Annotated in this window: 13 protein-coding genes; 10 read left to right on the plus strand and 3 right to left on the minus strand. The window is 64.1% G+C overall.

Going from position 1 to position 19,696, the window contains the following annotated elements:
- Positions 1 to 99 precede the first annotated feature (99 nt).
- The 5 genes from dinD to GO606_RS12865 all read left to right on the plus strand — a co-directional run bounded on the left by dinD (position 100) and on the right by GO606_RS12865 (position 5,202).
- The gene (dinD, locus tag GO606_RS12845; protein WP_169118237.1) at positions 100 to 942 is read left to right on the plus strand and encodes a DNA damage-inducible protein D; all 843 of its coding nucleotides are present in this window, start codon (positions 100 to 102) and stop codon (positions 940 to 942) included.
- A 17-nt stretch (positions 943 to 959) separates the two neighbouring features.
- A complete protein-coding gene (locus GO606_RS12850; RefSeq protein WP_169118236.1) occupies positions 960 to 3,776 on the plus strand; it encodes a site-specific DNA-methyltransferase in 2,817 nt (938 codons plus the stop codon).
- Positions 3,777 to 3,957: 181 nt separating this feature from the next.
- The gene (locus tag GO606_RS12855; RefSeq protein ID WP_211166602.1) at positions 3,958 to 4,443 is read left to right on the plus strand and encodes a hypothetical protein; all 486 of its coding nucleotides are present in this window, start codon (positions 3,958 to 3,960) and stop codon (positions 4,441 to 4,443) included.
- A 49-nt stretch (positions 4,444 to 4,492) separates the two neighbouring features.
- Complete coding sequence (locus tag GO606_RS12860) at positions 4,493 to 4,738, plus strand: AbrB/MazE/SpoVT family DNA-binding domain-containing protein (RefSeq protein WP_041646569.1); 246 nt, start codon at positions 4,493 to 4,495, stop codon at positions 4,736 to 4,738.
- Positions 4,739 to 4,740: 2 nt separating this feature from the next.
- Complete coding sequence (locus GO606_RS12865) at positions 4,741 to 5,202, plus strand: putative toxin-antitoxin system toxin component, PIN family (RefSeq protein ID WP_169118235.1); 462 nt, start codon at positions 4,741 to 4,743, stop codon at positions 5,200 to 5,202.
- Positions 5,203 to 5,352: 150 nt separating this feature from the next.
- Here the strand turns inward: GO606_RS12865 and GO606_RS12870 are convergent, their stop codons facing one another.
- Positions 5,353 to 6,885: an IS1096 element passenger TnpR family protein gene (locus GO606_RS12870; RefSeq protein WP_169118234.1), complete on the minus strand. Its 1,533-nt coding sequence runs from the start codon at positions 6,883 to 6,885 to the stop codon at positions 5,353 to 5,355.
- 393 nt (positions 6,886 to 7,278) lie between these two features.
- On the opposite strand from GO606_RS12870, the gene nosR reads away from it, so the two are divergent.
- From nosR to GO606_RS12885, 3 genes are all read left to right on the plus strand, one after another.
- Entirely contained in the window at positions 7,279 to 8,589 is a 1,311-nt protein-coding gene (gene nosR / locus GO606_RS12875) for a response regulator c-di-GMP phosphodiesterase, NosR family (RefSeq protein WP_169118233.1), read from the plus strand.
- 88 nt (positions 8,590 to 8,677) lie between these two features.
- A complete protein-coding gene (locus tag GO606_RS12880; RefSeq protein WP_169118232.1) occupies positions 8,678 to 9,811 on the plus strand; it encodes an ATP-binding protein in 1,134 nt (377 codons plus the stop codon).
- 138 nt (positions 9,812 to 9,949) lie between these two features.
- Positions 9,950 to 10,396 (plus strand): oxidoreductase, encoded by a 447-nt coding sequence (locus tag GO606_RS12885; protein WP_169118231.1) that lies wholly within the window; start codon positions 9,950 to 9,952, stop codon positions 10,394 to 10,396.
- Positions 10,397 to 10,428: 32 nt separating this feature from the next.
- Here the strand turns inward: GO606_RS12885 and GO606_RS12890 are convergent, their stop codons facing one another.
- Positions 10,429 to 14,166: an EAL domain-containing protein gene (locus GO606_RS12890; RefSeq protein WP_169118230.1), complete on the minus strand. Its 3,738-nt coding sequence runs from the start codon at positions 14,164 to 14,166 to the stop codon at positions 10,429 to 10,431.
- 460 nt (positions 14,167 to 14,626) lie between these two features.
- Between GO606_RS12890 and GO606_RS12895 the strand changes: the two genes are divergently transcribed.
- A complete protein-coding gene (locus tag GO606_RS12895) occupies positions 14,627 to 17,344 on the plus strand; it encodes a PhnD/SsuA/transferrin family substrate-binding protein (protein ID WP_169118229.1) in 2,718 nt (905 codons plus the stop codon).
- A 27-nt stretch (positions 17,345 to 17,371) separates the two neighbouring features.
- On the opposite strand, the gene GO606_RS12900 is transcribed toward GO606_RS12895, so the two are convergent.
- The gene (locus GO606_RS12900; protein ID WP_169118228.1) at positions 17,372 to 18,469 is read right to left on the minus strand and encodes a site-specific integrase; all 1,098 of its coding nucleotides are present in this window, start codon (positions 18,467 to 18,469) and stop codon (positions 17,372 to 17,374) included.
- A 128-nt stretch (positions 18,470 to 18,597) separates the two neighbouring features.
- Here GO606_RS12900 and GO606_RS12905 point away from each other — a divergent pair, with 128 nt between their 5' ends.
- Positions 18,598 to 19,689 (plus strand): DNA-binding protein, encoded by a 1,092-nt coding sequence (locus GO606_RS12905; RefSeq protein ID WP_169118227.1) that lies wholly within the window; start codon positions 18,598 to 18,600, stop codon positions 19,687 to 19,689.
- Positions 19,690 to 19,696 lie beyond the last annotated feature (7 nt).

Genomic DNA, 19,696 nt, shown 5'->3' on the forward strand with positions numbered 1-19,696 from the left:
AAAGCGCCCGTTTCTATACACGTCGCTCGTTGATGATCTGAACGAGCGGTGTCTTCCGCAAATGCGACCCACTCCATCAATGAAGTCTGAGGCCAAGATATGAAGACCGAGATCGTTCGATCCCTTACCGACACTTTCGAAGGTCACGCCCAGCGGACCGAAAACGGCGTCGAGTTTTGGCTGGCGCGGGATCTCCAGCACTTGTTGGGCTATACGGAGTGGCGCAACTTCACGGCTGTCGTGACCAAGGCCAAGACTGCTTGTGAGCTGTCGAATCACCCGGTTGCAGACCATTTTGTTGAGGTCACCAAAATGGTCGGTCTCGGCTCGGGCAGTCAGCGCGAAGTCGATGACATCATGTTGACCCGCTATGCCTGCTACCTGATTGCTCAGAACGGCGATCCCAAAAAGCAGCAGATCGCCTTTGCCCAGACTTACTTCGCCATCCAAACGCGCCGCGCCGAGCTGATCGAGCAACGCCTCCTGGAAGCGGAACGGGTGCAGGCGCGGAAGAAGCTCTCCGAGACCGAAAAGGAACTCTCCCAAGTCATCTACGAGCAAACCGGGGGCAACCAGGATTTCGCCCTCATCCGCAGCAAAGGCGACCACGCCCTGTTCGGCAAGACCACGCAGGCGATGAAAGCGCAGTGGAACGTGCCCGACAGCCGTCCGCTGGCCGATTTCGCGCCGACGATCATCCTCAAGGCCAAGGACTTTGCGACCGAGATCACCATCTTCAATGCTCGCCAGCACCGAATGCACACCGAGGCGGCCATCTCCAGAGAACACGTCAGCAACAACAATGCGGTACGCAACACCCTGCTGGATCGCGGCATCCGTCCTGAACACCTGCCACCCGACGAGGACGTCAAGAAGGTCGAACGCCGACTGCAGGCCGAAGACAAGAAGGCGCTCAAGAAGCCCGATACGCTCGACTCCTGATACTTCCGCCGATCACCATGGCCAAGAACAACGCAAGCCCGCTCGCCGTCGAAACACTCACTCACGAGGACGCGACGCGCAAGAACATCCCCACCGCCGAATACCAGTCGGTGATGCAGAAGGACGAGCGCTCGCCGGTGCGCGTCGCCTACGAGCGCCGCAACCGCGATCTCGACCCGCAGCTCGTGTGGCGCGGCAAGGACCAGCAGGACTGGTCCGACCTCGTCGTCAACGCTCCGCCGCTCTACATTCAGGAGAAGGTCCACCCCAAGGCGCTGATCGACGATCTGCGCAAGCAGAGCGAAACCCGCAGTGAAGGCACCGACACCCAGCCCGACCTCTTCGCAGATTTCAACGGCCTGCCCGACGACAACGCCAAGACCGAGTTCTACCGCCACGACGGCCACTGGTCCAACCGCATGATCCTCGGCGACAGCCTGCAGGTCATGGCCAGCCTCGCCGAGCGCGAAGGTCTGCGTGGGCGCGTGCAATGCATCTACTTCGATCCGCCCTACGGCATCAAATTCAACAGCAACTTCCAGTGGAGCACCACCAGCCGCGACGTCAAGGACGGCAATGCCGAGCACATCACCCGCGAGCCGGAGCAGGTCAAGGCGTTTCGCGATACCTGGCGCGACGGGATTCACTCATATCTCACCTATCTGCGCGACCGGCTGACGGTGGCGCGGGATTTGTTGACGGAGTCGGGGTCGATCTTCGTGCAGATTGGGGACGAGAACGTGCACCGTGTGCGGGCGGTGATGGATGAGGTCTTCGGGGAGGACAATCTAATATCAGAGATCTGCGTGCAGAAGACTGGGGGTCAAGAGACGTCGTATCTGCCAAACGTCGCTGACTACATCCTCTGGTACGGCAAGACATCGAAGAAGGCCAAATTCAGGCAACCGTATCAGCGAAAGGAGCTGGGCATAGGAGAAGGCAGCGGTCAGCGTTATGACAGGGTTCGAATCAACGTTGGTGAAACTCGCCCACTGACTACGGCTGAACGAGAAGGTGCTGACAGCATCCCAAGTGGAGCATCGGCGTATCAACTGACAAGCCTGATTTCAAGTGGGGTGAGAGCAAACACCACTACAGAGTGGAAGTTCCAAGGAAAAAGGTTTCATCCTGGACTCACGTCGAACTGGAAAACGTCTTTGGACGGACTGGACACCCTGTCCAAAGCGGACAGGATCGAAGCGCGCAAGTCCACAATTGCATACGTCCGCTTCATCAACGATTTTCCTGCCTACCCCATCTCAAACATCTGGACCGATGTGGCGGGGGCAGCCGGTAAGGTCTATGTCGTGCAAACGAGCGCGACCATTGTTCAGCGCTGCATCCTCATGGCTACGGACCCCGGCGATCTAGTCCTCGACCCGACCTGCGGTAGTGGCACAACGGCTTACGTTGCCGAACAATGGGGTCGCCGCTGGATCACCATCGACACCTCCCGCGTCGCCCTGGCCCTCGCCCGCGCCCGCATCATGGGTGCCCGCTATCCGTATTACCTCCTCGCCGACAGCCGCGAAGGCCAGTTGAAGGAAGCCGAGCTCGCTCGCAGCGCCCCGTCGAGCCAGCCCACCCGCGGCAGCATCACCCACGGCTTCGTCTACGAGCGCGTCCCGCACATCACGCTGAAGTCCATCGCCAACAACGCCGAGATCGACGTCATCTGGGAGCAGTACCAGCAGACCCTCGAACCGCTGCGTCAGCAACTCAATCAGGCTCTCGGCAAGACTTGGGAAGAATGGGAAATCCCGCGCGAGGCCGACGCCAGGTGGCCGGATACGGCCAAACGGGCCCACGCCGACTGGTGGCAGGCCCGCATCACCCGCCAGAAGGAAATCGACGCCTCGATCGCCGCCAAGGCGGACACTGAGTACCTGTACGACAAGCCCTACGAGGAAAGGAAGAAGGTCCGCGTCGCCGGCCCCTTCACCGTCGAGAGCCTTTCACCCCACCGCATGCTCGGCGTCGACGAGAACGGCGACATCATCGACGACCGCAATCGCGCCACCGAACCCGGTGCGGATTATGGCGACGGAGGCGAGGAACGCGACTTCACCCGCATGATCCTCGAAAACCTCAAGACCGCCGGTGTGCAACAGGCGCACAAGGAAGACCGCATCGCCTTCACCTCCCTCGTTCCCTGGCCCGGCGAGCTGATCTGCGCCGAAGGCCGCTACATCGAAGGCGACCCCGAATCGGGAAAGGAACGCCGCGCAGCCATCTTCATCGGCCCCGAGTTCGGCACCGTCTCCCGCCCCGACCTCGTCGAAGCCGCCCGCGAAGCCGGCGACGCCGACTTCGACGTCCTCATCGCCTGCGCCTTCAACTACGACGCCCACTCCAGCGAGTTCGAAAAGCTCGGCCGCATTCCCGTCCTCAAGGCGCGCATGAACGCCGACCTCCACATGGCCGACGACCTCAAGAACACCGGCAAGGGCAACCTCTTCGTCATCTTCGGCGAACCCGACATCGACATCCTCGAAGCCGACGGCGGCAAGCTGCAGGTCAAGGTCAACGGCGTCGACGTCTTCCACCCCAACACCGGCGAAGTCCGCAGCGACGGTCCCGCAGGGATCGCCTGCTGGTTCATCGACACCGACTACAACATGGAATCCTTCTTCGTCCGCCACGCCTACTTCCTCGGCGCCAACGATCCGTACAAGGCACTGAAGACGACGTTGAAGGCGGAAATCGACGCGGAGGCCTGGGCCACCCTGAACAACGACACCTCACGACCGTTTGACAAGCCGAAGTCGGGGCGGATCGCGGTGAAGGTGATCAATCACCTCGGGGACGAAGTGATGAAGGTGTTTCGGGTGTAGCCTCGTCCATAACCAGTGCACTTCGAGTCATCTTTACAGGACAGAGAGGCCTCCATGTCCCATACCGTTTTCATTCGGCGCGTCAGCCTTGCCGGTCTTGTTGCGAAGATTGGCTACCGAGCGCGGTCCTGTCGCACTGGTCAATCCTCTGCAGCCAATTCGGATCCGACGCGACAAGTTCTTGAACAAGGAAGAAGAGTTCCGCAGGCAGTTGCTTCTAGCTGCGGCCAAGTGCGCTGGCGATGGTTGGATCCTAATCGTGCTGGACGCCGATGACGACTGCCCGTGGGACAAGTGGATGCTGTTCCTGCATCCGGCGCAGCGCCAGTGGGTGGAACGCGACTATGCCGGCCCGGCGCGGATCGCCGGTTCGGCCGGGACGGGCAAGACCATTGTGGCCCTGCATCGGGCGGTGTTCCTCGCCCGCTCCAACCCGGAGGCACGGGTGCTGGCACGCTCGCTGTCGAACGGGCGCTCCATCTCTTCCGGTCACCCGATGGAGGTGCCCTTCACCCCGGGCCGCACCGACGCCACGCAGGCGCAGACCGACGTGGAGTCGCTCGCCGTGCTGGAACCCAGGCCGACGGTTTCCGCAACTCCCAGCGGCAGCCCTACGCCGTGTCTGCCGAGGAAATGCTGGTGGACACCGTCAAGCACATTGCAATGATTCACGCTCAGCGATAGAGTAAGGAAACCTTACTTACAGGGTTGCCGAGATGCTTGCCAAGATGACTTCCAAGAACCAGCTCACTCTTCCGAAGAGCGTGACCGAGGCGGTCGGGGCTGGCCCTTACTTCGAGGTTGAAGCCCGCAATGGCCAGATCATCCTCACGCCTGTACGCATTCAGCGTGCCGACGCGGTGCGCGCCAAGCTCGCCGAGCTCGACCTTACGGAGCAGGATGTGGCCGATGCCGTCGCGTGGGCGCGCGCGAGCGTCGATTCGCCGCGCGGCAAGCAGTGACGATGGGGCAGGTCGAGGGGCGGGACTCGGCGGCCGCCGTGCCGCGCGCGGTGCTCGATACCAACGTGGTGCTGTCTGCGCTGGTTTTCGGCGGCGGGGTTCCCGGTGCGCTGCGAAGGGCGTGGCAGAGTGGGGACTTCCTGCCGCTGGTCTCGCGCGTCACCGCGGCCGAGCTCGTGCGGGTGCTGACCTACCCCAAGTTCAAACTGGGCGCCGCCGAGCAGGAAGAACTGCTCGCCGATTATCTGCCGTTCTGCGAGACGGTCACCATCCCCGATCCGCCGCCACGCACGCCGGCCTGTCGTGACGCGCATGACCTGCCCTTTCTCGAGTTGGCGATTGCCGGCGAAGCGGCTTGGCTCGTGACAGGCGATGCGGACCTGCATGCCGTGGCGGCGGGTTTCATCTGTCCGATCGTCAAAGCGGCGTCCTTCCTCGAGCATCTGAGACGACCCGACGCGTAACGGCGGCGGCATGGCGCGTCATCGAGGATCAGGACGCATCGGGCGCAATAGGCGACGCGCATTGCGCCCGATGCGCTTCGCTTCTGGCGCGGCAAGCATTCGGGCAGGATTTCGAGCGCCTGAGGCCGCGCATCCTCGCGCGCTCGAAACTTAGATGCGCCGGAACAGCGACGCCACGTCCTTGCGAACGCTCGCGAGGCTGAACGCGTCCGGCTTGTAGTCGCCCAGCCACTCGAGCGTTTCGCGGTTTTCTTCGCTGTCCGGCCTGGCGAGGGCATTGAGGAGCCGGTAATAGCCCCGCACGCCGCCGCAGTCTTCCGGCGGGCAGGCGCGCTTGCCGGCGAGGAGGACGGCGGGCCGCTCGGTTGGCGTCGATGGCAGGCGCTGTTCGATGGTGATGCGGTGGCTCCAGCCGTCGCCGAAATCGTACAGGTAGCGGAAGGACTTTTTGCGGCCGATCACCTGGCCAAGCTCGACCTCTTCGCCGGGCAAGGCCGGCTCGTCCCACTCGGCTTCGAACGCGGGCCCGATGCGGTACTCGCCGACGATGAACTCGTGAAGATGCGCGTCGTCCCAGCCCATCGCCGTTTGCAGGATGTCGTGCAGTTCGGCGAAAGTCAGGCTGTTCTCGACTTCCAGGCGGCGCCAGATCGGCGGCTCGATGCCTTCGATCTCGACGTGCAGCAGCAGGCGCCGTTCCGGGTAGTCTTCGGGCAGCGCGGCAAGGCGCTCGTCGACCCGGCCGAGGTCGAGCATCTGGTGGAGCAGGCCGATGAGCTCCGAATGGTCGAACTCGGGGTCGCGGGAGAGTTTCGCGGTCCAGAAATCGACCCGCGCCCGCGCTTCGGCCTCCCGCCCATCGGCGAGCAGCAGCAGGACTTCGAGGTGCGCGAGCGTCGGGTTGTTCGGTGTCAGGCGTTGAGCCTGCCCGAAGGCGGCCCACGCGGCCGGGAAGTCGCCGCGGTCGCAGTTCAGCGTGGCCTCGCGTTGAAATGCAGCACTCTTCAGCGTCTTGTCCGGCGCACGCTTCAACGTGGCGATGAGCTCAAGCCGCCGGGCTTCGTCGCCGAGGGCGAGCCAGGCGTTGCCCAGCACGTCGGCGGCCAGTTCGGCGCGTTCGTCGAGCCCGCGCACATCCTTGAACACGGGTTCGAGCAAGGCGACGACGTCGTCGAATCGTTCCTGCTCGAACCAGGCCTGCGCCACCATGCCGAGCGTGTGCACCGGCACGCCGAGGGCGCCGATCTCGCCGATACGCTCCTTCGGCAGGCGCTTGAGCACCCGCGCGGCCATCTCGTCCGGGGGCAGCGTGAGGCTCGGCGAGTCGACCGCGCCGCAACACTGCTTGTACTTGCGCTGCGAGCCGCATGGGCACGGCGCGTTGCGCTCCGGCTTGTCCATCTTGTACGGCCGGAAGTGGTTGTCGGGAATCGGCGTGTGGTTCCACAGGTCGAGTGCGGCGCGCGTGGCGATTGCGCGGGCGGCCTGATCCACCTGGCTGTCGTCGGCGTCCTCGCCCGCCTCGCTGACGATGGCCTGGGCCAACGGCCGCATCAACTCGCGCAGGCGGACGTGCAGGGCGTCGAAGGAGTGTGTGTCGAGGATGACCCCGACGCCTTCGTCGATGATGTGGTCGAAGAGTTGATGGAGCGCGTCGATGTCGTTGGTGTCGTCTTGATGCATGAGGATCGGTTCGTATCGAGTCGGAGGTCTGCGAAGAGAGGTTCGCTGGAACGGCTGGCGCCGAACCGAGTCCGTTCCGCACAGGTGTCTGCGGGCGGTATGGCTGCTCGGCACGGACGGGAAGTTTACCGCAAGCGAGCGGATCGAAGGCGAAGGCTGCGGCGTGCCGCGGTGGATATTGCGCGGGAACTGGGCGGTAAGGAGGATCAGCGCGAGCCGGCCGGGCGGCGAGATTCGCGGACAGCTCAGATAGACCCGCCCGACGGTGCACGGCGGCGGCGAATCGGCGCCGCCGCGACGGGCGTCCGGTGCGTGACGACGGGGTATAATCGCGCCCCACAGCCCGGCCCGGAAGCCTCCGCGACGAGGCGGGCGATACACACAGCGAATCCGATGATCGAGATCACTGACAGCGCACCAAGCCTGCTGCTCGTCGACGACGAGGCAAGCATCCTTTCTTCGCTCCGGCGATTGCTGCGGCCAGCCGGCTACAAAGTGCATCTTGCCGAGAGTGGCAAGGCGGGGCTCGAGATTCTCGAGCGGGAACACATCGACCTCGTGATCTCCGACATGCGCATGCCCGAAATGGACGGCGCCAAGTTCCTCGAACACGTGCGCAACCGCTGGCCGCAGGTCACGCGCGTGCTGCTCACCGGCTATGCGGATGTCGGCTCGACGATCGACGCAATCAACCGCGGCGAGATCTACCGTTACATTGCCAAGCCGTGGGACGACAACGATCTCACGCTGATCATTCGCGATGCGCTCGACCGGCAGCGGCTGCAGGCGGAAAACACGCGGCTGCAGACACTGACGCAGCAGCAGAACGATGAATTGAAGGAACTCAACACCGATCTCGAACACAAGGTCCAGGAACGCACCGCCGCCCTCGAACAGACGAACGACTCGCTCAAGCAGGCCAACGAGCGGCTCAAGCAGAATTTCATGGTCTCGATCAAGACCTTCTCCGGCCTGATGGAATTGCGCGGAGGCGGGGTCGCGGGTCATTCGCGGCGAGTCGCCGATCTCGCCCGCAAGCTTGCCGCCCGCCTCGACATCGACACCAAGAGCCAGCAGGACATCTTCCTTGCCGGCCTGCTGCACGACATCGGCAAGATCGGTTTCTCCGACACGCTGCTCGCCAAGCCTGTCTCGAAAATGAACGGCGACGAGATGGGGTACTACCGCAAGCATGCGATCGCCGGCGAATCCGCGCTGATGCCGCTCGACGAATTGAAGGAAGCCGCGCGCATCGTGCGCTCGCACCATGAACGTTTCGACGGACAGGGTTTTCCCGACGGTCTGCGGGGGCTTGCGATTCCGCTGGGCGCGCGCATCCTGTCGGTCGTCAATGACTTCGATGGGTTGCAGGTCGGCACGCTGGCCGAGAACCGCCTGAGTGCGGATGAGGCGAAAGCGATGCTCGTGCAGTCGCGCAACCGGCGCTACGATCCGCAGGTGGTGGACGCGCTCGTCGAGATGCTGGGCGGAGTGGCGCAGGAACCGCCTGCACGGGATGTCGCTGTGTCGGCGCTCAACCTCCAGGCGGGGATGGTCCTCGCGCGCGATCTCGTCGGCCGCGACGGCACACTGCTGCTCGCCGCCGAATATATCCTCGACGCCTCTCTGGTGCGGCAGATCCAGGACTACGCCCGCCGCGAAGGCATCGCCCTGACGCTGCACGTCCGTCGCGACAAACTGTGATGTCGCTGCCGAATGCGACTGACGCTGCGCGAACTGACGCTGGAGAGGCAATCCTGATGCTCGAGTCCGGGCGGGAGGAACAGGGCGAATGACAGCGGGTGCATGGTGTGAAGAGCTGGGCGCAATTGCCCGGACGGACGAGCGGATCAGCGAGGCGATCGGCCGGATCAATGCCTTCGCACTGCAGCGCGGCCGGGGCGCGGTCGATGCCCAGGGCGAAAACCCGGCCGAAACCGGAATCGAAGCGCATTTGACGGAGCTCGTCGGCCTGCTCGCCGAACGATGCGGGGCACTTGCCGTGGCCAACGAGCGGCTCGGCGCGCAGCTTGCGGAGCAGGCGTGCGAACGCGAGCGCGAGCGTCGGGTGCTGGCGGAAGCGGCGGCACGCGTCGAACGGACGCAGAACCAGTTGCTGCAGTCGGAGAAGCTGGCTGCGGTGGGACAGCTGGCTGCAGGAGTTGCCCACGAGATCAACAATCCGGTCGGATTCGTGAGTTCCAATCTCGGTTCGCTGACCTCGTACGTGGATCGCCTGTTCAGCGTCATCGAGGCCTACGAGCGTCTCGAAAGCGAACTGCCCGCGGATCACCCGGCGCGTACTGCGGCGCAAAAAGCGCGCACGATCGCGGAGATCGACTACTTGCGCGCCGACATCCCGGATCTGCTGCGCGAATCGGTCGACGGGCTTGCGCGGATCAAGCACATCGTCGCCGACCTCAAGGATTTTTCGCACGCCGACGAAGGCGAGTGGCAGGACGCGAATCTCAACCGCGGCCTCGAGAGCACGCTCAATATCGTGTGGAACGAAATCAAGTACAAGGCGGAGGTGGTGCGGGAGTTGGGCGACTTGCCGCCGGTGCGCTGCATTCCCGCGCAGATGAACCAGGTGTTCATGAATCTGCTGGTAAACGCCGCGCAGGCCATCGAAACCTCCGGGACGATCACCTTGCGCAGCGGAACGATGGACGAGCATGCATGGGTGGAGATTGCGGACACCGGCAAGGGGATGCCACCCGAAGTGCAGCAGCGCATTTTCGAACCGTTCTTCACGACCAAGCCGATCGGCAAGGGGACCGGGCTAGGGCTGTCGATTTCGGCCGATATCGTGAAGCGGCATAACGGCCGCATCGAGATTCGCAGTCAATCCGGCCGGGGCACCACGTTCCGCATCCTGCTGCCGCTACACGTCCGCGACGCTGGCGGCGCAGGTTGCAAAACCTGAGCGACGCGTACGGTTTTCGGCGTATCCGGATATTTCCGCCGCGCGGCCTGACCCGCTGCACAGCCGATTCGCTCTTGCGAAGCACGAATCGTTGTTCATAATATGTCGCCGAAAACAACCACCACATTCGGGGCAAACATGACGCAACAGCTGGATTCGCGCGACGTTGCCGCTGTCGATGCCGAGCTTTACGCCGGTCTGCAGGCGGTCGCCGCGGGTGCGTTTCCGAAGCACTGCGCCGTATGCGGCCGAAGCTACCGGGACGCCGACGATTACGTCGCCCAAACGCAGCGCGTCGGCTCTGGGCGGAGCGGCCTCAGGCAGACGAAGGACGACAACGGGCAGGTGATCCTGGAACTCTTCCGCAATTGCGTCTGCGGCTCGACATTGATGGACTGTTTCAACAATCGCCGCGACACCAGCGAGGCGGGGCTGCGGCGGCGCGCGCGTTTCAACGAGCTGGTCGACTCGCTGGTGGCCAAGGGGCTCGAACGCGAACGGGCGCGTGCGGAACTGCTCAACATCCTGCGGGGCAAACCGAGTGCGCTCCTGTGCGCCGCGGCATGCCCCCTGGTGAAATCGTAGCCGGATTCCGATTCCGCAGCCGGCTTTGCCGCTCAACCGGCCAGCGTATTCCTGCGGCGGTCGAAACGCTCGAACGCGTCGCGCACCGACTGCAGCAGTTCGCGGTCGTCCCACGGTTTGTGCAGGAAGCGGAAAATCGAGCTGCGGTTGATCGCGTTGGTGATGGTTCCGATATCGGCATAACCGGAAAGGACCAGGCGCACGGTGTCCGGATACAGGGTTTTGACCTTGTCGAGCAGCTGGATGCCATCCATGCCCGGCATGCGGAAATCCGACATGACCACCCCGACGGCGTGCTTTGCGAGCAGATCGAGGGCTTCGGCCGCGTTGCCGGCGAACAGCAGGATGTAGCCTTCGCTGCGCAGGATACGGCGCAGCGCCGACTGGATGGACGGCTCGTCATCGACCAGCAGCAACGTGCGGTCGGGCCGATCGATCTGCATCGGGAAAACCAGCCGCTGGTGGTCCCGGATCATCGAGGCCAGCACCTCGGGCGCGACCGGCGGGGAAAAATGGTAGCCCTGCATCTCGTCACAGGTGCGACCGCGCAGGTAGACCACCTGCCCTTCGGTTTCGACCCCTTCCGCGATCACGCGCAAGTTGAGACTGTGGGCGAGAGAGATGATCGACACGGCGATCGCCGCATCGCTCGCATTGGTGGTGATGTCGGTGACGAAGGCGCGGTCGATTTTCAGATAATCGATGGGGAAGCGCTGGAGCGCGCTGAGCGACGAATAGCCGGTGCCGAAATCGTCGATCGCCAGCTTCACACCAATCGCCTTCAGCTGCTGCATCATCACGATGGCCCGCGCAGGGTTGCCCATGAGCGCGCTTTCGGTGATCTCGAGCATCAGCGACGCCGGTTCGAGGCGATAGCGGGACAGTAATGCCGCGACGTCGGCCACGAGATCGTCGCGGAAGAACTGCAGCGGCGAGACGTTCACCGCGACGCTGCGGTAGTCGATGCCGTCGTCGATCCAGCGACGGGCCTGGGCGCAGGCGGTTTCCAGCACCCAGCGGCCGATCGGCAGGATGAGTCCGCTTTCTTCGGCGATCGGGATGAATTCGCCCGGCGACACCAGTCCCAGTTCAGGATGCCGCCAGCGGCACAGCGCCTCGCTGCCCACCACTTCGCCGGTCAGCAGATCGACCTTCGGCTGGTAGGCAAGAAACAGCTCGTCCTGCTCGATGGCGCGCCGCAGCGCGAGTTCGAGGCGCAGCCGCGGCGCGGCCCGCGCGTTCAGGTCGGTCTCGTAGAAGCAGAATGTGTCGCGCCCCATTTCCTTGGCACGGAACAGGGCCACGCTGGCGTTGCGCAGCAGCGCATCGACGTCCAGGTTGGTCCCTGCCATCGCCGCGACGCCGATGCTGCCGGTGAGCCACAGTTCCTCGCCGCCGGCCGAAATCGGCGCTCGCAAGGCGTCGAGAAGCCGGGTGGCGAGCGACACCACGGCCTGCTGGCTCGGCAGCTCCTCGGTGATCAGGACGAATTCGTCGCTGGCCACGCGCGCGACGGTGCTGCAACCGGCTGCCGCGGCGACCAGGCGCTGGCTGATGACGACCAGCGTGGCGTTGGCAATTTCGTTGCCGAAGCTGTCATGGACGACCTGGAAGCGGTCGATATCGACCCACAGCACGAAACAGGCGCTCTGGTTGCGTGCCGTGAGCGCGAGCGACTGCTGCAGGCGATCGCCGAGCAGGTTGCGGTTCGGCAAGCCGGTCAGCGCGTCGTGGTTGGCCTGGTAAGCCAGCTGTTCCTGGTAGCGGTGTCTTTCGGTGACATCGCGGAATTCGATGACCGCGTGGTCGACGCTGGTCACGTCGTCGCCGACCAGCGTCACGCCGGCGTCGAGCCAAGCCACCTCCTGGGGGCCGCGTGACAGATTCAGCGACACCTCGCCAGCGCGCCGGGCGGTGACCAGCGCGTCGAGCTGTTCCCAGCCGCCGGCGTCGAAACCCTGTCGTCCGAGCGCCGGCAAATCCGTGGCGATGAGCTGTTCTTCGTCCATCCCCAGCAGCCGGAGGAGCGCCGGGTTGGCGCTGACGATGCCGGCCGGCGGCCCATAGCGGTAGATGAGCAGACCGCTGTGGCTCGCCTGGATCGCGCGGTTGCGCAGCTGCACCGCGGCTTCGGCCCTCTCGTGCGCGGCCCGCCTGCGCAGCATGACGATGCCGAACGCCAGTTCGCGCGCGGCATTTTCCAGCAGACGCGTTTCCTCCGCGTCGAAAGCCTCCGCTTCATCGGCCAGCACCGTGAGCACGCCGAACGCTTCGTCGGCCACCAGCGGGACGCTGATTGCGGAGACATACCCGCGCCGCAGCGCCTCGTCCCGCCAGCCGGCGAAGCGGCAGTCGGTGGCAACATTCCTGACGATGCAGGGCCGGCCGGTGCCGATGGCGATCGACGACGGACACAGGGCGCTTTCGCTATCGTTCAGGAGTTCCTTCACCACCTCGAGGAAACCCGCTTCATGTCCCGCCCACGCCACCGGTCGCACGGATTTTCCGGCATCCTGCGCGGCCAGGCCAGCCCAGGTCATGCGATAACCACCCGCCCCCACGGCCGCGTTGCAGATCAGCCCCATCAGCTGTACTTCGTCGTCGGCCTGCGCGACCGCGCGGGTGACTTCATTGAGCACCCGCAACGCGCGGTTGCTGCGGCGCAGTTCCCGCTCCGCAGTCTCGATCCGCGCTATTGACTGTCCGATGCCGTCCGCCATCCGGTCCAGCGTCCGCGCGAGGTCCCCCAGTTCGCCGCTCCCCGGAGGCAGGCGGGTGCGAGCCTGCAGATCCCCCTCGCCCAGGCGTCTTGCGGTCTCGGTGAGATCCTGCAGCGGCCGCAGCACGAGCCGCTGCGCGACGAACCAGCCGAACAGCAGCAGCGGAACGGTGGCGCCGGCGAGGAGCAGGAGGTTGTGCCGGGCGACAACCGCCCCTGCGTTCTCGACGATCGCCGTGGGAATGCCGACACGCACGTAGAGGTCGCCGAATCTGCTCAGCACCGGCGCGATCGCCCCGATCCGCGACACCCCGTCGAGCCATACCGACTTCACCAGCAGATCGCCGGCACCGGCGAGCGCAGCCTGGAACTGACTCAGTTCGGGAATCGTGCTCCCCGCCAGGCCCGTCGGATCGGGGAGGCGGGCGAGGATGACGCCCTGCTTGTCGACGATCGTCACCACCGAGCCGTCGGGCAGGGACATCTCGCGCAGCAGCGCGGCGAACGCGGCCGGGGTGACGCCGACTCCCACCACCGCCGCGACCTTGCCGTTGCCGTCGAACACCGGGTGCGCCGAGATGACGACCGGTTGGCCGTCGAAACGGCTGGTCTGGTAATCGCCCATGGCGAAATCCCGCCGCTCCAGAGCGCGGCGGAAATAGCTGCGATCGGAGACGTCGACCGTATGGCTGAAGGACCGCGAGCGGCAGGTGATCCTGCCGTCGAGTCCGGCGACGAAAACTTCCGCATACAGTTCGTGGAGCTTGGCCAGTTCGGCGAGCCAGGCGCTGCATTCTTCGGCGGAATGGAGCTGCCGCACTTCCGCAGACTGGGCGAGCCCTTCGAGCAACTGGTGGATGTGGCTCACCATGTCCCGCTGGCGGGTGGCGATCTGCCGCGCGGTGAGCAGCACCGTTTTCTCGGCGGCGGCGCTTGCCTCCCTGCGTTGTTCGAGACCCGTATTGACGATGATCGCAAGGGCAGGGAGCGCCGTGACGAAGATCAGCAGCAGCAGGCGGGCGTGCATTCTGGAAAGCCATTTGCTGATCATGCTCTTTCCACGTCCTTTGCATTCCGGTTCAGGGTAGCGGCTCCGTTTTCAAGGGGGTGCCGGTCAGGGCGACAGGGCAGGGGGCTCCAGGAAGCACGCCTTGCGTGTGCCGCAGGTCGGCGCATTCGTGCGTCCAGCCTGCGAGGACGCCAATATATGCTACTGCCTTGGTGGTAGTTGTGAACTCCTGCACGGCGCGCCCGACAATTCCTCCTGCATCAACTTCGGCTCGGCTACGATTGTCCGCGTCGGTCAATCCCGGGAGGCAGCGAAGGGCCGTCCCGCCGGTCCCTGGCACCAGCGGTTCCGTATCCGGAAATGCACCCAAGATTATTTATTTCGCTTACTCTGATGTTCGGCCTGGCTTCATTGCCCGCGATTTCAACCGCCTGCCTCGCGCCTGCGGATTCCGGCCAGAATTTTTTCCCGGACTGCTGTCTGTCAGGATCTGTCTAAGCGGATGAAATATCTCCTCGCTGTCCTCGTGTTCTTGGTTTCGGCACTGCCTGCCGCAGCAGGCGAAACCCTGACACTCGGGGTATTGGCCTATCGCCCCAAACCCCTCGTCGAAGCGAGCTACCAGCCGCTGGCCGAATACCTGAGCACCGAATTGCGGGACACCCGGGTCGTCCTCACGGTGCTCGACGGACACGAAATGAAAGCGGCGATGGCGAACAATCGTCTCGACCTCGCTTTCACAACTCCGAGCCACTATCTCGTCCTGCGCGCCCAGAACGCGCTCACCGGCGCATTGGCCACCGTGGTCAGCCGCAGGGAGGGCGAGGCGGCGGATTCACTGGGAGGCGTGATCGTTACCGCCTCGGGACGAAAGTACATCCAGGGTCTCGACGACCTGGAGGGCCGCAAGATCGCGATCCCCAGCCAGGAATACCTGGCAGGCCATCAGGCACAGGCCTACGAACTCCTGCAGCGCGGCATCCGCCTGCCGAGGGATGCCGAAATCCTCGAAGTCGGCAACCACGACGCAGTGATCGACGCGGTGTTGTCCGGCACGGCCGAGGTGGGTTTCATCCGCTCCGGCATTCTCGAGTCGCTGGCTGCAGCGGGCAGAATCGATTCCGCGGATTTCAAGATCATCAACCGTCAGTATCTCCCGGGCTTTCCCTATCAAGTATCGACCCGCCTGTACCCGGAATGGCCGCTGGTCGCGTTGCCTCATGTCGACGCCCGCACGACCCGACGCATTGCCCGCGCGCTGCTCGCCCTGGAGCACAACCATCCCGCTGCGCGTGCCGCCGGCATCGCAGGTTTCACGATCGCCGCCGATTACCTGTCGGTCGAGAAGCTGGCCAAGGCGTTGCATTTGCCTCCTTTCGACGCCACGCCAGACGTCACGGTCATCGACCTGTGGCAAAACTACCAGGCCTGGATCCTCGCGCTGTCGGCGCTCCTGCTGCTGCTGACGGGGATGACGATCCGCATGGCTCGTGGCGAGCGCAGGTTGCGCGAACAGAGCCAGCGCCTCGCGGAAGTGATCTGGGGCACAAATATCGGTACCTGGGAATGGGAGGTCGACACCGGCCTCGCCACGTTCAACGAGCGCTGGGCGGAAATCAGCGGGTACACGCTCGGCGAAATCTCGCCGGTCGACATCAACACCGGCAGGAATCTTTCGCATCCCGACGATCTCGAACGCTCGAACGCTCTGCTGGAGCGCTGTTTCAGGCGTGAAAATGAAACCTACGAGTGCGAAATCCGCACACGCCACAAGAACGGCAGCTGGGTCTGGGTGCTCGATCGAGGCCGCGTCGTGGAATGGACGCACGACGGCCGGCCGCGCCGGATGTCGGGGACTCGCCAGGACATCAGCGCGCAAAAAAAGGCCGCGGCGCTCGTCGCCGGCGACAAGGAGCGGCTGCACACGATCTTCGAGATCATCCCTGTCGGCATCATGCTGACCGATCGCGAGGGGCGGATCGTCGAGTGCAATTCCGCCTCCGAACGGATGCTCGGAATCGGCAAGTCGCAATTGCTCACGCAGTCGGTCGGCGGGGCCGGATGGGACGTTTTCAAGGCGGACGGCACCCCGATGGCAGCGGCCGAGTATGCGGGCGCGCGGGCGCTCGCCGAGCAGCGTCCGATCCATTACAGCAGCATGGAAGTGCGCACGCCCTGCAGCAGCACCTGGCTGCGCGTCAGCGCGACGCCGCTGAACCACCCACTCTACGGAGTGGTCATCGCGCACATCGACGTCACCGACAAGCGCAAGACCGAAGCCCGCCTGCGGCTCGCCGCCAGCGTGTTCACGCACGCCCGGGAGGGCATCATCATCACCGACGCACAGGCCAGGATCATCGAGGTCAACGAAGCCTTCACCGCCGTCACGGGGTATCGACGCGACGAGGTGTCGGGCCAGTCGCTGCAGGCCCTCCAGTCCGGGCTCCATCCGGAGAAGTATTACAAAGCGATATGGCGCGCGCTCCTTGAAAGCGGGCACTGGCACGGCGAGATGTGGAACCGGCGCAAGAATGGCGAGGTGTATGCCGAAATGCTGAACATCAGCGCAGTGCGCGATTCCCACGGGCGCACGCAGAACTACGTTTTGCTATTTACCGACATCACGCCGCTGAAGGACCACCAGAAGCAGCTGGAGCACATCGCCTACCATGATCCGCTGACGAACCTGCCCAACCGCGCGCTGTACTCGGACCGCCTGCAACAAGCGATGGCCCAGTGCAGCCGGCGCAGTCAGCACGTGGCAATAGCCTATATCGATCTGGATGGCTTCAAGGCAGTGAACGACAACCATGGCCACCCCGTTGGCGACCAGTTGCTGGTCAACATCGCCCTGCGGCTGAGGGAAGTGCTGCGGGAAGGGGATACGTTGGCGCGCCTCGGCGGGGACGAGTTCGCGGCCGTGCTCGTCGACCTCGACAATCCCGCGGACTGCCAGCCGGTGCTCGAGCGTCTGCTCCACGCAGCGGCCGATCCGGTTCCGGTCGGCACGCTCATGCTGGGCGTTTCCGCCAGCATCGGGGTGACGCTTTTCCCTCAGGACAAGGTCGATGCGGACCAGCTTGTACGCCACGCCGACACGGCGATGTACCGGGCGAAGAGGGCGGGCAAGAACACTTACCGGTTCTTCGACACGCTGCGGGACTCATCTCAAGAGGCGCGCAGCAGCACGGCGGTTTCCGCCACGGCCTTGCCGGACTGAATCGGGCCAAGACCGCCAAGACCTTATCTACCCCGTCTTGTCACCCTCGTCGAAAAGCTTCGCCGCCTTGCTGGTGGTGACCGATCCCGCGCGGAAGTAGCGCATCACCGACGGGATGCTGCGATGCCCGGTCAACGCCATGGTTTCTCCCAGGGGAATCTGCTGCTTCGCAGCCTCGGTCACGAACCCGGAACGCAGGGAGTGAGCACTGAAATCGCCGTCGAGGCCGGCAAGCAGGCACCGCTCCCGGACGATCGCGCGCACTGCGGAAGCGGACAGAGCTCCACGCAAATATCCGTCCTTGCCGATCTGGCGGAACAACGGCCCGGAAGCCAGACCGGTTGCCGCAAGCCAGTCGGCCACAGCGCTGCCGGCGGCGCCGACCACGGGCTTGAGGTCGTCTGCCTTGACGGTTCCCGACTGGTTCGTTTTCGATGCGCCGAGTTCAAAGATGAATTCATCGGCGCCGACCCTTTTCAGGTCTTCCACGCGAAGGCTCACGATTTCGGAGCGGCGGCGCCCACCTGAAGCCCATCCCAGCAGCAGGATCGCACGGTCCCGCAAGCCCTTGAGCGAGTCGTCGCACGTACCGACCAGCTGCTCAAGCAGTTCCCGGGTCAGGGCAGCCTTGCCTCGCGGGCGCTCGCCGCGTTTTGCGTAGGAACGCCGGGTGCGGGCAATGAGATCCCGCACTGCCGGGCTTCGGCACGGGTTCTCGAGTTCGGGGCTGCGCTTGTGCAGCGATGACAGGACCGACACCCGGTGATTGAGCGTGGATAGCGCCATCGGGCCGATTTTCGCCTTGTATCCCTTTTCTACCAGGATCTCGTCGAGCGCATCGGGCAAGTCGCAGCGCAGCCCGCCGGACGTCGTTCGCTGCGCATGATCGACGATGAACTGGATCACGGCGGGTACCGGCACCGGAAACTTGAGCGGCTTTCGATAGCGCAAGGCAAACCAGGCAGCCCAGTAGCGAAGTGCGGCACGGTAGCTGGCATCGGTGTTGGCGGATGTTCCCTCGGCGAGGATTTCATCGACAGCCTGTTGCGTCATCGGCGCCAAAGCGTCCGGATCCAGTACTGCAACAGTGTTTGCCAATGCGGGCAGAGTGTCGTCTAGGTCCATGTCGTGCTCTTCGTGTTTTTGTATGCTGTAATGTGTAGTGTATTTTACACAAATGTGGCTGTTACCTACGATAACTTTCAATTATCGTAGGTAATAATCAATGCGAGAAAGAGGGGAGGTCAAGCGAAATGCTCGAAAGTGGGAAGCGTGGCGGCGTCGGCCAACGGGACGTTTGGGAAGCCGCGGACGCGTTGTTGCTGAAGGGATTCCGGCCCACCGTCGAACGTATCCGGGCCGAGATCGGACGAGGTTCGCCGAACACGGTCGGACCCCATCTGGATTCGTGGTTCAAGGCGCTCGGTGGCCGAATCCAGGATCCTTCGGCCTTTTGTGCACCGTCCGAGGCGCCCGATGCGATCAGCCAGGCCGCCCGGACGTTTTGGCATGCGGCCTTGACGACGGCGCGCCAGGTGTGCACGGATGAATTGACCCTGGATCGCGAGGCCCTTGCGCAGGAAGCCGCCCGCATCGAGAAGGAACGTGCCGATTTGGCTGGGCAACGGATTCGCCTCGCCGACGCAGCCGAAACACAACAGACGCTTATCGACACGCTGAAGACGCAAGTGGAGGATGCCAAAGCCGCCCTCAACGCCACCGTTGCGGAACGCGTGTCCCTTATTGCAAGCCATGAACGGCAAATTGCGCAACTCGACGCGGAGCGGGAAACGCTCAAAGACAGGCTCGAAGCAGCCGGCGAAAAGCTGATCGCCCTGCAAAACGAGATCGGCGCCGTCAAGGCGGGTTGCGACCGCGATATCAAGGAGGCGCTCCTTCGTTTCGATCAGGCGCGCAGCGAAGCCCGGGTGGCGCAAAACGCGCTGGCGGAACTTCGCCAACACGTTTCTGCGCAAGACACCGCCCTGGCTTCGATGACGAAGCAGCTTGCGACGGTGGACGCAGAGCGGAAAATCGCCCTTCAGGCAAATGTCACGCTGGAGGACGCTCTGGCAGCCGGAAAGGCGCAGGCGCTGGAAGCCAGAAGCAAGGTGCACACCCTCGAGACCGAACTCCGCCAGGCCGACGCGGTTCAGGCAACCCTGCAGGCTGCGCTCGACGCCGAGCGCTCACGCGCCCATGAACTCGCCCTCCTCCTCACCACCAGCCAAGGGGAAATCGTTCAGGCTCTGCGTTCCCTGGAGCAGTCGAAAAAAGACTCGCCGGCCGGACTTGATCCCCGTCGCCGAACGACCATAAGAAAGCGTGGAGTCCCGCTGCGATGAAAGGAGA

Source organism: Aromatoleum anaerobium, assembly GCF_012910705.2.
Taxonomy (GTDB): domain Bacteria; phylum Pseudomonadota; class Gammaproteobacteria; order Burkholderiales; family Rhodocyclaceae; genus Aromatoleum; species Aromatoleum anaerobium.